Source organism: Flavobacterium aquidurense (assembly GCF_001404985.1).
In the GTDB taxonomy this organism is placed as follows: domain Bacteria; phylum Bacteroidota; class Bacteroidia; order Flavobacteriales; family Flavobacteriaceae; genus Flavobacterium; species Flavobacterium aquidurense_B.
The window spans coordinates 567,099-580,768 of record NZ_JRLF01000012.1 but is presented as its reverse complement, the minus strand read 5'-3'; the positions used below and the strand labels follow the sequence as shown (position 1 = coordinate 580,768).

Below are 13,670 nucleotides of genomic sequence, written 5' to 3'. Positions count from 1 at the left end.
AAATGGTATAATTTTGCCAAACAATTTTTAAGCATTAAAACATAAGATTATGGAATATAGAAAATTAGGCAATACTGAACTTGAATTATCAACTATTACATACGGTGCATTTGCCATTGGCGGAAACATGTGGGGCGGAAACGAAAAGAAAGATTCAATCGACTCCATTCACGCATCAATCGATCACGGCGTAACCACAATCGACACCGCTCCTTTCTACGGATTTGGATTAAGCGAAGAAATGATTGGTGAAGCTTTAAAATCAAAAGATCGTTCAAAAGTTCAAATATTAACTAAATTTGGTTTAGTTTGGGACGGAAGCAATCAAGGCAAAGGAGAATTCTTTTTTGATGCCGAAGACAACGGAAAAAAAATCCCGGTTTATAAATACGCATCAAAAAGCAACATCATTAAAGAAGTCGAAGAAAGCTTAAAACGCCTTCAAACAGACTATATCGACTTATTACAAATTCACTGGCCAGACGGTACAACTCCAATCCATGAAACTATGGAAGCTTTAGAAACCTTGATTCAACAAGGAAAAATCAGAGCAGCCGGAGTTAGTAATTATAGTGCAGAACAAATTAAAGAAGCACAAAAAACAATACAATTAGCATCAAATCAAGTTCCGTTTAGTATGCTGAACCAAGCAATTCAAACTGATTTAGTTCCGATTACCATTCAGGAAAACATCGGAATCATTGCTTACAGTCCAATGGAAAGAGGTTTATTAACCGGAAAATATTTCACTGATAGTAAACTAAAAGACAACGATCACAGAAACGGATATTTCGGTCAGTTTGATCTTCAAAAAGTAAAAACTTTAGTCGAAGAACTAAGTTCATTAGCAAACGCAAAACACATTTCAATTTCGCAATTAGTATTGCGTTGGACGACTTTACAAAAAGGAATCACAATAGTTTTAGCCGGAGCAAGAAACGCAGAACAAGCCATTTCAAACGCAAAAACATTAGATTTTGATTTATCAGTTTCTGAATTAGATTTCATTAACCAGGCAATTTCAAAATTAAAATAATAAGAATTTGGGCGTGTCCCAAGGGCCGGGCTATCCGTTACAATCTTTTATGCCTCCCGAAACCTCGGGACCGGCACAAAAGGATTTTCACTACTATCCCTCACGCAACCCAGATTCATCAAAAAATAAAGTAAAATGAAAAAAATATTTATCATCAACGGAAGTCAAAATTTCGCACATTCAGGTGGAAAATTCAATGAAACCGTTACCGATTGGACACTCGAATTCTTAAAGAACAGCAAGCAATTCGAAATTAAAACAACCGATATCAAACAAGATTTTGACTTAGACGAAGAAGTAGAAAAATTCGTTTGGGCAGATGTTATAGTGTATCATACACCAGTTTGGTGGTTTCAATTACCAAACCTTTTCAAAAAATACATCGACGATGTTTTTACTGCCGGACACCAAAAAGGAATTTACAAAAGCGACGGAAGAAGCAGAGTAAATCCTGACATCAATTACGGAACTGGCGGAATGCTACATGGACGTAAATATATGCTAACCACAAGTTGGAATGCGCCTGCAACGGCCTTTACAATTCCTGGAGAATTCTTCGAAGAAACATCTGTAGATGACGGAGCTATGTTTGGTTTTCATAAAATGAATAAATTTGTAGGTATGGAAAAACTAGACGGTTTCCACTTTCATGACGTTGAAAAAGGTGCAACTGCTGAAAACATTGACATCTTTAAGAAAAACTACACAAAGCACTTAGAAAATACTTTTAACCTTTAATTTTTCACAATTATGATCTCAATTACAGCAATTTTTAAAAGCAAACCTGAAAATATAGAACAAGTTCAAAGCATGTTAAATCATTTGGTTACCGAAACCAGAAAAGAAGCAGCTTGTGTTCGTTACGATCTTCACCATAGTGAAAATGTTTTCATTATCTGGGAAGAATGGAAAGATCAACCAGGTCTTGATATCCATAATAACCAACCATATTTACTTGATTTTATAGCCAAAAGCGAAAATTTAGTCGCTGCGCCAATTCAGGTTTATAAAACAGTACAAATACTATAATCTGAAAACAATGAGAGTACTATTAACTCATACTTACGAATCTGAATTTGTAAGCACCGAAATCGAAAAACCAACTCCTAAAAAAGGAGAAGTTTTAATAAAAATACATGCAAGCGGCGTAAATCCAATCGATAATAAAATCAGACTTGGACTTTCGCCTTATGCATCACCGGTTTTGCCTGCTGTTTTAGGAACAGATCTTGCCGGAGTAATCGAAGCAATTGGCGAAGGCGTTACCCAATTTAAAGTTGGAGACGAAGTTTACGGACTTGCCGGAGGTGTTTTAGGACTTCAGGGAACTTTAGCTGAATATACGGCGGTTGATGCTGATTTATTAGCAATAAAACCAAAAAATATAACCATGAAAGAAGCTGCCGGAGTTCCGCTTGTATTGCTTACTGCTTGGGAAGGTTTGATTGACAGAGCCAAAGTACAAAAAGGAGACAAAGTCCTTGTTCATGCTGGAGCCGGAGGCGTTGGTCATATGGTTGTTCAGCTTGCTAAAAATCTGGGTGCCGAAGTTTACGCAACAGTTTCTGACCAAAAAGCCAATTTTGTAAAATCATTTGGAGCAACCGCAATTGATAAAAACACTCCTGTTGAAGATTACGTAAATCAATACACAAATGGAGAAGGATTCGACATTATTTACGATACTCTTGGCGGTCAATCTTTTGATGACTCCTTAAAAGCCATTCGCCATTACGGGCAAATTGCAAGTTGCTATGCTTTTGGAACACATACTCTTGCAACAAGTTCGCTTCGTTCTGCCAGTATTCATGGCGTTTTTGTACTTCACCCAATGATTGGTAATGAAAGAAGAAAACATCACGGTGATATCCTGAAACAAACCACAAAACTAATTGAAGAAGGAAAACTAAAACCTATTATTGATCCTAGAAAATTTACTCTGGACAATGCTATCGAAGCGCATAAAGCGGTAAGCGATGGTTCTTCTGTAGGGAAAATTGTTGTAGATATTGTTTAAGTTTTAGATATTTTTTTGCCACGAATTTCACTAATTTTCACTAATTTATTACTTTACTCTTGATGCTTAAAATTCATGTAGATTTGTACAATTCGTGGCAAACTTTTAAATAAATAAAATTATAAAAGTATAACCCCTAATGGGGCTATTTTCATTATATACTTATTCTTTTCTACCAACATTTTGCTCCAAACGGAGCATCTAATAATCAATTTTATCACTGTGCCATCGGGACAACATTTTGGCAGAAAAAAATAGTGCATTTTAAAATTTATCTTGTAGGGATTACACCTTATTTAATTCCTCCAAAAGCGCCAAAACACATATTCTTATGTAAAATCTCAACGCTTTTAAAACCAACTTTCTTCATTAAATCCAATTGGTAATTCATAGATCTGGGCGTGTCTTCTTTCTCTACATAATCCAAAACTTTTTGGCGATATTCGGTACCGCCAATTCCTTCCAAATAATCTCCGTAACGCTGCCAGGTATATTCATTCAATAAATCCGTGTCTTGGGTAATCAAATCTGAAATCATGAAACAGCCACCAGGTTTTAATAACTTGATTATTTTAGCAAATGTTGTTTCCCAATCCTCATCATCACGCAAATGATGCAAAACTGCTCCGGCCAAAATAATATCAAAATGATTTTCCGGCAAATCGACTTCACGAATATCACCTTGCTTTACTTCTACTTTACCGCTGGTTTCTTTTGAGACTCTTTCAAAAGCTCTGTCTAACATGGGCAAACTCAAATCAACCAAAGTGCAATTCAAATTCGGAACTTTCGAAAGCATTTTTAAGCTATAATTCCCTGCCCCACAACCTATATCCAAAACAGTTGAAGCATTCGGGACAATTCTTTTAGAAGCTTCGGTAATTAATTCTAACGAGATTGTTGCATCAATTGTCGCAACTTGTCCGGTTTCTAAATTCGAAAATCGTTCGACATCATTATCAAATCTTTCTTTAATCTCTGCAATAGTTGATTTTTTCATAGTTTATTGTTTTAGGTTCTCTCACTGATTTGGCAGATTGAACAGATTTTTATTCAACATCGTTTTTGTTAAATCTAAAATCATTATAATATTTTAATCGTTTTAATCCGGGGCTAAAAAAACAAGCAGAAAGAAATAAATCTGCTCAATCTTCGAAATCTGCGAGAAACATTTTTTTATCAAAACTACTACTTTGATATATACTTCAAAAATACTTATTTTGTCAATTATTAATACTTAATAGGTATTTATGGAATTACGTCACTTGAAATATTTTTTGGCTGTAGCCGAAGAATTAAACTTTACCAAAGCCGCTGAGAAACTATTTATTTCTCAACCTCCGTTAAGCCGACAAATTATCGAACTTGAAGAAGAAATTCAGGCACGTCTATTTATCCGAAACAATAAAAAAGTAGAACTGACAGAAGCCGGAAAATATTTTGAAAAGGAAGTTCGGGAACTTTTTCAGCATTTGGAACGTATTACTCTAAAAACGAAGAAAATTGCAGAGAATGCTTCAGGAGAATTCAGAATCGCCTACATCAGTTCGATTTATTCGGCTGTAATTTCAGAATTGATAAAATATTTAAAAGACCAATTTCCATATGTCAATTTTAAACTTTTTGAAATTTCTACCACAAAACAATTAGATGCTCTGGAACTAGGGAAAATTGAATTGGGTATTATTCGATCTCCTGTAAAATCACCCAAAATAAAATCACAATTGTGGTTTCAGGACGGATTTTCGGTCGTTTATAATAAAAATGTGATTCAAATTAATTCTGAGAAGGAAATTCCAAATCTTAAAGATGAAACCTTTGTGTTTTTCAATAAAGATTATGCTCCTCATTATCATGAAGTTTTACTGGAACTCTGTGCCTTTTATGGTTTTACACCACAGGTTGTTCATGAATCAAACAATATTAATTCGATTGTACAATTGGTTAAAAACGGTTTAGGGATTTCGATTGTTCCATCAAATATCGCCAGAAACAATCAAGATCCGGAAATAGGTTTTATAGAATTAAAAAAAGTCAATTTATATACCGATGTTTCCATTATTACCTCTAAAGAAGATGATTCTGAAATCACAAAAATTGCTGTTGATTTTCTATTGAATAAAAAGTAGTTCACGCTGAGATGCTTTATAATTTAATCAGCTTAATCTTAAAATCTGCGTGAAACAAAAAAACTTTGCGTCTTGGCGACTTTGCGAGATTAATTCACAATAAAGGAAATCCGTAAAAATTAAAATCAAAAGGTATTTAAATTGCACACCATAGGAAGTAGAAAAAATTCGTGATTAGTGGCTAAAAAATCGTTACAATTTATCACACGAATCTCAATCATAAAAAGAGAACTTTTAAATACCTTAGCAGATTATTACATTACTTAAATAAAATCAATAAAAATGGCAGAGCAATCTTCAATTCAGTGCCCAAATTGCGGAACAACTATCGATGTAAATGATATTCTAAAACATCAGCTCGAAGATAGTATTCGTAAAGAATTTCAGCAGAAAGCGAACGCTCAGACTAGAGAACTGGAGCTTAAAAACGAGCAATTCGAAAAAGCAAAAACCGAATTTGAAGCCAAAAAGAAACAGGAAAATGAACTTTTTGCAGAACGTCTGGAACGTGAAAAAAAGGTAGCCGAAAAAGAAATTACCGAAAAACTAAAAACAAAACTCGACGAAGAAAATAAAGATCGTTTGCTTTCTATGGAAAAAGAACTTTCTGAGAAATCAGAAAAACTTCGTGAATTAAATAAAATGACTGGTGAAATTGCTAAACTTCAGCGTGAAAAACTGGAAATGAAAGAAGCCATCGAAGCCGAAGCTCAAAAACAGCTTAATGCTACTCTTGTACTGGAACGTGATAAAATACGCAAGCAGGAAGAAGAAAAAAACGAGCTAAAAATCAAAGAATACCAAAAGCAATCTGACGATCAAAAAAAGCTGATCGAAGAAATGAAACGCAAGCAGGAACAAGGTTCTATGCAATTGCAGGGAGAAGTTATGGAGTTGGCTATTGAAGAATGGCTCGCAAATAACTTTCCGCTTGATAGCATCGATGAGATAAAAAAAGGGGCTAACGGAGCAGATTGTCTACAGATTGTAAACACGCGTGAACTGCAAAATTGCGGTTCTATTTATTACGAAAGTAAACGTACCAAGGCTTTTCAACCAGCATGGATTGAGAAATTCAAAAATGATATCAGAACAAAAAGAGCTAATATTGGAGTTCTGGTTACTGAAGTTATGCCAGCCGGAATGGACCGAATGGGAATGCGCGACGGAATATGGATTTGTACTTATGAAGAATTTAAGGGATTAAGTGCCGTTTTACGCCAATCCTTAATTCAGATTAGTCAGGCAGTTCAGGCACAGGAAAACAAAGGTGATAAAATGTCGATGTTATATGATTTTTTAACAAGTAACGAATTCCGCTTGCAGATAGAAGGAATTGTGGAAGGTTTCACCCAAATGCAAGGTGATCTGGATGCCGAAAAAAGAGCGATGCAGCGTATCTGGAAACAACGCGAAAAGCAAATCGAAAAAGTAGTCCATAACACTTTAGGAATGTACGGATCGATTCGTGGTATTGCCGGTAATGCGGTGCAAACCGTTCGGGCTTTAGAATTGGATTTTATTGAGGACAATGAAGATCCTAAAGAATTATTAGAATAATTTTTCGACTTCGCTCAGATGAATAAATGAATTTTCAAACTGAGCGAAGTTGAAGCTTTTTATAGTTATTAATCTACTTTTCTAAAAACCAAAAGTTTGCCAGAAGGATTAGAAAGTGTCAGCCTGTTATCTCCAATAGAATAAGCAGTTATATTTTGCAGCGCTTTTATAAACTGATTTTCCTTATTTCCGGCACCACAAGCCATTTCAGTTGCAATTACTTTTGTAAATCTTAATAGGTCTTTTTCATAAAAAATAGTCCCGCTGATAGCATTACAACCTCCATAACCCATAAATTTATTTTCAGAAGAGTTGATTTCAAGACGTGGTAATTCTCTTTGAAAATCAGTTATAAAAACTTTAAATCCGTTCAGTTCTTCCAGGACCCAAATATCGTGAAGACGATAATCAGTATTATAAGTCCCGCATCCGCCTAATTTTGTAAAAGCAAGTTCAGCGTTATTTTTAATTTCAATTGAAACTTTATAAGGAGAAATTGCACCAGACATGGAGTTTTGACATTCTAATTGCTGAATAGTGATTGTTGCAGCTGCTGTTTCATTGCTTATTTTGTACATCTTTATATTGGCATCCATTGCTTTAACAACTTCGGTTGCCGGAAAAATAAGCTTCTCTTTTCCGGAAATCAACGAGGTAAACTCAATACCTTCTGTTCCCATTTTTAATGTCCAAAAAGGTTCATTTCCGGTCGCCGTAAAGTAATATTTCATTTGATCTTCCTGAGCTCCATACTCAGAAGTAGTTGTTTTTGTATCTGAGATTTTGCCGGCTGTAGATTTACAACTCACTATCAATGATAGTAATAGCAAAAATAAAAGTGCTTTTTTCATAGAATTTATGTTAAGAATATTTCTTTTAAATAAAACATATATAAAATTCTTATGAATTTACGACATTTTTTTGAAATCCTTATTTAGAATCTTTTCAAATTTACATAAATCATCCTGCCAAGATTCTCTCCAAACCTGCGCTACGTATAAGATCAAGATAAAATACGTAGTTAACACAGTATTTTGATTTAAAAAAATTAAAAATATTACGTATAAAATAAGTATAAATACTTATATTTGCGTAGTAATACTTAATTAAAGAAATCATGATTAAAGTAATAGTAGTTGGAAACGGCATGGTTGGTTATAAATTTTGCGAAAAATTCGTTGCAAAATTAGGAAACGAAAAGTATCAGATTACTGTATTTGGCGAAGAACCAAGGCGTGCATATGATCGTGTTCATTTAAGTGAATACTTTGGAGGTAAAACCGCAGATGACTTATCATTATCAACAAGCCATTGGTATTTAGAAAACAACATTACGCTGAATACTTCTGAACTCATTACAGATATTAATCGCAAACAAAAAACAATCCATACCCATTTAGAAAAAACCCATACGTATGATTACTTAGTTCTTGCTACAGGATCCTCAGCTTTTGTTCCTCCTATTGATGGGGTCGAAAAAGAAGGTGTTTTTGTGTATAGAACCATTGAGGATCTGGATGCTATTATGGCGTATGCTAAAAAAATAAAACAAAAAGGCGCCACAGAAGCGGCCGTTTTAGGCGGTGGTCTATTAGGCCTTGAAGCCGCAAAAGCAGTTCGTGATCTGGGACTGAATCCACATGTGGTAGAATTTGCTCCGCGTTTAATGCCCAGACAATTAGACAAAGGCGCAAGTGATATGCTGCAATCAAAAATCGAAGAATTAAATATCGGAATTCATCTTAACAAAGCCACACAATATATTGACGGGGAATCATGCATAACGGGAATGATGTTTGCCGATGATGAATTGTTAAAAGTTGACATGTTGGTTATTTCTGCCGGAATCAAACCTCGCGACGAACTGGCAAGGGTTTCAGGACTTGAAGTTGGTTTAAGAGGCGGAATTGTGGTAAACAATCAAATGCAAACATCAGATCCTTCTATTTATGCAATTGGCGAAGTGGCACTTTACAATCAGAATATTTACGGACTTGTTGCTCCAGGTTACGAAATGGCAGATGTAGCGGCTGAGCAAATCTTAAATGGTTCTAAAACCATGAGAGAAACCATCGATATGTCGACTCAATTGAAACTAATTGGTGTTGAAGTGGCGAGTTTTGGTGATCCTTTCGTAGAAAATAATGATGTAACTGCTATTATTTATGAGAATAAATTAAGCGGAATTTACAAAAGAATTAACGTGACCAAAGATTCTAAAACCCTATTAGGCGGAATTTTAGTGGGAGATTCAAGCGATTATAATTCTCTTTTTCAGATTTTCAGTAATGCCATGGCGTTGCCCAAAAATCCGGAAGATCTAATTTTAGGTTCCAGAGACGGATCTGAAGGTTCAAGTATGGGAAGTGTTCTGGATTTACCGGATACCGCAGTAATTTGTTCCTGCGAGAATGTTACAAAAGGTGCTATTTGTTGTTCCCTTTTAGACGAAACCTGCTCAAATTTCACAGACGTTGTAAAACATACCAAAGCTACTTCTGGTTGTGGAGGGTGTAAACCAATGGTTTCAGATTTAGTAAAAGCCACTCAAAAATCACTTGGAAAAGAAGTGAAAGATGTAATTTGTGAACACTTTAGTTATACTCGTCAGGAATTATACGACTTGGTTAAAATCAATAAATATGATAATTTCTACGAAGTGATTGATCATCATGGCAAAGGCGATGGCTGCGAAGTTTGTAAACCTGTCGTAGCCTCTATTTTTTCGAGTATTTACAATGATACCGCTAATAAACATGTAACTACACAAGATACAAACGACAGATTTCTGGCTAATATTCAGCGTAACGGAACTTATTCTGTAGTACCAAGAGTTGCCGGAGGCGAAATTACTGCAGAAAAATTAATCGTGATTGGCGAAGTAGCCAAACAATTCGATTTATATACCAAAATTACGGGCGCTCAACGTGTCGATTTATTTGGAGCACATTTGAGTGATTTGCCTAAAATCTGGAAAATTTTAATTGATAATGGTTTCGAAAGTGGCCATGCTTACGGAAAATCACTTCGTGCCGTAAAAAGTTGTGTTGGAAACGCCTGGTGCCGTTACGGAATGGATGACAGTGCCGGATTTGCAATAGAATTAGAAAACAGATATAAAGGCATCCGTTCTCCGCATAAATTAAAAGGCGGTGTTTCAGCCTGCATCCGCGAATGTGCCGAAGCCCGAGGAAAAGATTTCGGATTGATTGCTGTTGAAGGCGGATGGAATTTATACATCGCCGGAAACGGTGGTGCAAACCCTAAACACGCCGTTTTACTGGCAGAACAAATTAGTAAAGAAACCGTCATAAAATATCTGGATCGTTTTTTAATGTATTATATCCGCACTGCCGGTCCGCTTATTAGAACTGCAACCTGGTTAGAAAAACTCGACGGCGGTTTAGAATATTTAAAAGAAGTAATTATAGAAGACCGTTTAGGAATCTGCGAAACTTTAGAAGCTGAAATGCAGACTCTGGTAAACACTTTTGAATGCGAATGGAAACAAGTATTAGAAAAACCAAGATTATTAAAACGTTTCAACCATTTTGTAAACTCTGAAGAAAAAGACGATAATGTAGTTTTTGTTCCGTTACGAGATCAAAAAGCGCCAAAAGCCTGGTCTTAAAAAAGTTATTTTAATCTCGCAAAGACGCAAAATTAAATTGTAAAACTTAAGAAAAAAAAACTTAGCGCCTTTGCGAGCAATTTCCCGTCTACAGAAAATATAAGCTCCAAAAAAAAGAAAAAATATCAAAAACGTTTGCTGTCCTCTTACCCTCTTTTTTACTGCGCCATCAAACTCTCTTGATTGTAAAAAGAGGGATAAGAACAGGAACACAAAACTTATTAAAATGGAAGAAATCTTAAATCAATACGAAACGGTTCATCCTAATGATGCAACAATTTGGTTCAAAGCCGGAAAAACAGAAGATTTCCCAACCAATCGTGGTGGCTGCATCAAATACAAAAACAAACAAATTGCCATTTTTAATTTTACACGCCGCAACGAATGGTACGCTTGCCAAAACGCCTGTCCGCATAAAATGGAAATGGTTCTCGCAAGAGGCATGACAGGATCTGTAGATGACATCCCAAAAATTGCCTGTCCAATGCACAAAAAAACATTCTCATTAGTAGATGGTTCTAACCTAAACGGAGACGATTTTAAAATTGCAACTTATCCGATTAAAATTATTGAAGACGAAGTATTTGTAGGTTTTGTGGATTAGAAAAATTATGAGATGTTAAAAGAAAAATGTTAAATGAATTTTAGAACTGTAAGGTACATTCTCATTTTTCACTTTACTGCTCACATTTCACATTTCACTTATTTACTAATTCCGTATCTTTGAAATTCTATTATCCAACCAAAAAAATGAACACACCTTTTCAAAAAGCAAGCGAGTGGATTGATGCTGAAAACGCTCAGGATCCGAATATCGAAATCGATCAGAATACTGAATATCCAAAAGAATTATTGTATTCGAACAGAATGTACGATAGATTGATGCAGTTTGAACCTGAAGCTTCAGAACAAATTCAGATTGCCTCAAAAGCGCAACACATTTGCCGATGGAAAGTAGCTCGCGAATCTTACCCAATGGATCGTGTGGGCTATTTGAGATGGAGAGAAGATCTTAAAAAATTTCACGCTAAAACGACTGCCGAAATTTTAGAAAAAGCAGGATATAACCAGGACTTTATCGATCGTGTTTCTTTTTTAATCGAAAAGAAACTACTTAAAAAAGATGCCGAAACCCAACTTCTTGAAGATGTTATTTGCCTGGTATTTTTAGAATATTATTTAGATCCTTTTGTACATAAACACGATGAGGAAAAACTAAAAAACATCATCAAAAAAACCTGGGATAAAATGTCTGACAAAGGACATCAGGAAGCTTTGAAAATCAAATACTCTGAAGAAAATCTAAATTTGATAAAAGCTTCTTTAGGATTATAATTTGATGTTCATATAAAATGAGCTAAAACCGAATTCCATTTTCCGATAAAGAGAAAAATAGTATTTTCGAATGAAAAAAAGCAATCAGGAAACTGCAGATAAAATTACTTTCAAAAATTTACGACGTTGGTATTTTTTTGCACTTTGGACAATTGCTGTAACTGTCATTTTAAGTCAGATATTGGTTCAGTACAATTTGAAACAACAATTAAGTGATTCTAAAATCATCAATATTTCGGGTAAACAAAGAATGTTGAGCCAGAAAATTGTCAAAGAAGTTTTGATCTTAAATTATGTTTCGGATACTGTTTCACAAAAACAGATTTCGCATTTAAAAAATGTATTAGAACTTTGGAAAACAACTCAGAATGCACTTGAAAATGGTAATGACAGTTTAGCTTTTCCAAAAGAAAAAAGCGAAACCCTGAATAGATTGTATGCCGAAATAAATCCGGTTTTCAATAATATAAGTCAGGCAACCGATTCGTTTATTTTAAATTTAAAACGCAACTTACCTGAAAATCAAAAACTAGTTCAGACAATTCTGAAAAATGAAGGGACATTCCTTTTGAAAATGAACCAGATTGTAAGTCAGTACGATCTTGAAGCACATGAAAAGGTTACAGAACAGCGCAAAATAGAATATTGGATTTTTGCCTTTACGCTTTTCGTTTTGCTAATGGAGTTTTTCTTTATCTTCAAACCTACCAATAAAAAAATTGAAAAACTGATTGCCAAGCTCTTATCTTCAGAAAAGAAGGCCTTAAAGCTTGCTTATGACACTGAAATTATTAGTGAAATAAAAGAAAATTCAGTAAAAGAATTAAAATCCCTTAATTATGCCATGGAGAATACGCTGCTTTATTGCCGTATTGCACCTGATGGTTCCATCATTCATATTGGAGAAAAATTTGCCAAACTCATCAATTATACCCGATTTTCTTCGAACAAAAAATTCTCTGAAGTTCTGACAACTGATGAGAAGGAACAATTGAATATTGATCGAATTATCTTTGAGAAACACAGAAGTGGCTGGCAAGGCGAAATTAAAATTACCAATAAGGAATCTCAGACTTTTTGGCTCGACTTATCAATGGTTCCGGTAACTATCAAAAAAGAAGAATCGGAGCTTTTAATTATATGTTTCAACATTACTGAACGCAAAAAAGCACAGCGCGAAGTCGAACGTCTGAATATTGAAAACAGTACAGAAAAAATCAATCAGCAAAAGGTTATTTCGAGTAAAATTGTTGAAAATCAGGAAAACGAACAAAACCGAATCGCTAAAGAAATTCACGACGGAATTGGGCAGATGTTAACTGGTTTAAAGTTCAGTTTAGAAAGTATTAATCTGGACGACAAAGAAAAATCGGCCCAGAAAATTGAATATTTAAAGAAATTATCTCTTGATATTATTAAAGGCGTTCGTACGGCAACTTTCAATTTAATGCCTCCGGAATTAAGCGATCACGGTATCGTTTCGTCTCTGTCAAAACTCACGCAGGAACTTTCGAAACTAACCGGAAAAGAAATTCTCTTTTACAACAAAACCGATTTCAACCAGCGTTTAGATTCTCTAATCGAAATTAATATTTACCGACTAACTCAGGAAGCCATTAATAATGCCATAAAATATGCCGGTTCATCGCATATTATTGTACAGCTTTCGCACAGCAACACTTTGTTAAGCATTATTGTAGACGACAACGGAAAAGGCTTTGATATTAATGCCGTAGACAAAAAGCGCAACAGCGAATCCGGTATGGGATTATTGTTTATGAAAGAACGAATTCAATACGTAAACGGTCGTGTTTTTATTAATTCAATTCCAGGCGAAGGAACGAGAATTACCTTTAATATTCCGATACTTAAATGAGATAATGTGGCAATTTGATAATTCGGCACAAACCTCAAACTAAAACACCATTATACTCCATCTTGTTATCATGAACGATATCCCTA

General features: G+C 34.9%; 12 protein-coding genes. 10 read left to right on the top strand and 2 right to left on the bottom strand.

The features are described from left to right. Nucleotides 1-49: 49 nt before the first annotated feature. The 4 genes from RC62_RS14365 (at nt 50) to RC62_RS14350 (ending at nt 3,053) form a co-directional block, all read left to right on the top strand. Nucleotides 50-1,036, top strand: a complete 987-nt coding sequence (locus tag RC62_RS14365) for an aldo/keto reductase (RefSeq protein ID WP_055096331.1) — start codon at nt 50-52, stop codon at nt 1,034-1,036. A 135-nt stretch (nt 1,037-1,171) separates the two neighbouring features. Continuing rightward, a complete protein-coding gene (locus RC62_RS14360; RefSeq protein ID WP_055096328.1) occupies nt 1,172-1,774 on the top strand; it encodes an NAD(P)H-dependent oxidoreductase in 603 nt (200 codons plus the stop codon). Nucleotides 1,775-1,786: 12 nt separating this feature from the next. Then, the gene (locus tag RC62_RS14355; protein WP_055096326.1) at nt 1,787-2,065 is read left to right on the top strand and encodes a putative quinol monooxygenase; all 279 of its coding nucleotides are present in this window, start codon (nt 1,787-1,789) and stop codon (nt 2,063-2,065) included. Nucleotides 2,066-2,075: 10 nt separating this feature from the next. Then, nucleotides 2,076-3,053 (top strand): zinc-dependent alcohol dehydrogenase family protein, encoded by a 978-nt coding sequence (locus RC62_RS14350; RefSeq protein ID WP_055096322.1) that lies wholly within the window; start codon nt 2,076-2,078, stop codon nt 3,051-3,053. A 292-nt stretch (nt 3,054-3,345) separates the two neighbouring features. Here the strand turns inward: RC62_RS14350 and RC62_RS14345 are convergent, their stop codons facing one another. After that, nucleotides 3,346-4,053 carry a class I SAM-dependent methyltransferase gene (locus RC62_RS14345; protein WP_055096321.1) on the bottom strand — a complete coding sequence of 236 codons (708 nt, stop codon included), beginning with the start codon at nt 4,051-4,053 and terminating at the stop codon, nt 3,346-3,348. A 250-nt stretch (nt 4,054-4,303) separates the two neighbouring features. On the opposite strand from RC62_RS14345, the gene RC62_RS14340 reads away from it, so the two are divergent. Together RC62_RS14340 and RC62_RS14335 are read left to right on the top strand one after the other, a co-directional pair. Next, nucleotides 4,304-5,182, top strand: a complete 879-nt coding sequence (locus RC62_RS14340; protein WP_055096319.1) for a LysR family transcriptional regulator — start codon at nt 4,304-4,306, stop codon at nt 5,180-5,182. A 282-nt stretch (nt 5,183-5,464) separates the two neighbouring features. Then, the gene (locus RC62_RS14335) at nt 5,465-6,742 is read left to right on the top strand and encodes a DUF2130 domain-containing protein (protein WP_055096315.1); all 1,278 of its coding nucleotides are present in this window, start codon (nt 5,465-5,467) and stop codon (nt 6,740-6,742) included. Nucleotides 6,743-6,810: 68 nt separating this feature from the next. Here the strand turns inward: RC62_RS14335 and RC62_RS14330 are convergent, their stop codons facing one another. Beyond that, entirely contained in the window at nt 6,811-7,593 is a 783-nt protein-coding gene (locus tag RC62_RS14330; protein ID WP_055096313.1) for an META domain-containing protein, read from the bottom strand. A 266-nt stretch (nt 7,594-7,859) separates the two neighbouring features. Between RC62_RS14330 and nirB the strand changes: the two genes are divergently transcribed. The 4 genes from nirB (at nt 7,860) to RC62_RS14310 (ending at nt 13,584) form a co-directional block, all read left to right on the top strand. Beyond that, on the top strand, nt 7,860-10,373 hold the full coding sequence (gene nirB / locus RC62_RS14325) for a nitrite reductase large subunit NirB (RefSeq protein WP_055096311.1): 2,514 nt from the start codon (nt 7,860-7,862) through the stop codon (nt 10,371-10,373). 226 nt (nt 10,374-10,599) lie between these two features. Then, nucleotides 10,600-10,977, top strand: a complete 378-nt coding sequence (nirD, locus tag RC62_RS14320) for a nitrite reductase small subunit NirD (RefSeq protein WP_055096305.1) — start codon at nt 10,600-10,602, stop codon at nt 10,975-10,977. A 146-nt stretch (nt 10,978-11,123) separates the two neighbouring features. Further along, nucleotides 11,124-11,708: a DUF4202 domain-containing protein gene (locus tag RC62_RS14315; RefSeq protein WP_055096302.1), complete on the top strand. Its 585-nt coding sequence runs from the start codon at nt 11,124-11,126 to the stop codon at nt 11,706-11,708. A 70-nt stretch (nt 11,709-11,778) separates the two neighbouring features. After that, nucleotides 11,779-13,584, top strand: coding sequence for an ATP-binding protein (locus tag RC62_RS14310; RefSeq protein ID WP_055096299.1), 1,806 nt, complete (start codon nt 11,779-11,781; stop codon nt 13,582-13,584). Nucleotides 13,585-13,670 lie beyond the last annotated feature (86 nt).

Coding starts and splice junctions, on each gene's coding strand:
- RC62_RS14345 (WP_055096321.1), bottom strand. CDS start 4,053: ATGAAAAAATCAACTATTGCAGAGATTAAAGAAAGATTTGATAATGAT.
- nirD (WP_055096305.1), top strand. CDS start 10,600: ATGGAAGAAATCTTAAATCAATACGAAACGGTTCATCCTAATGATGCA.
- RC62_RS14335 (WP_055096315.1), top strand. CDS start 5,465: ATGGCAGAGCAATCTTCAATTCAGTGCCCAAATTGCGGAACAACTATC.
- RC62_RS14350 (WP_055096322.1), top strand. CDS start 2,076: ATGAGAGTACTATTAACTCATACTTACGAATCTGAATTTGTAAGCACC.
- RC62_RS14315 (WP_055096302.1), top strand. CDS start 11,124: ATGAACACACCTTTTCAAAAAGCAAGCGAGTGGATTGATGCTGAAAAC.
- RC62_RS14365 (WP_055096331.1), top strand. CDS start 50: ATGGAATATAGAAAATTAGGCAATACTGAACTTGAATTATCAACTATT.
- RC62_RS14360 (WP_055096328.1), top strand. CDS start 1,172: ATGAAAAAAATATTTATCATCAACGGAAGTCAAAATTTCGCACATTCA.
- RC62_RS14310 (WP_055096299.1), top strand. CDS start 11,779: ATGAAAAAAAGCAATCAGGAAACTGCAGATAAAATTACTTTCAAAAAT.
- RC62_RS14330 (WP_055096313.1), bottom strand. CDS start 7,593: ATGAAAAAAGCACTTTTATTTTTGCTATTACTATCATTGATAGTGAGT.
- nirB (WP_055096311.1), top strand. CDS start 7,860: ATGATTAAAGTAATAGTAGTTGGAAACGGCATGGTTGGTTATAAATTT.
- RC62_RS14355 (WP_055096326.1), top strand. CDS start 1,787: ATGATCTCAATTACAGCAATTTTTAAAAGCAAACCTGAAAATATAGAA.
- RC62_RS14340 (WP_055096319.1), top strand. CDS start 4,304: ATGGAATTACGTCACTTGAAATATTTTTTGGCTGTAGCCGAAGAATTA.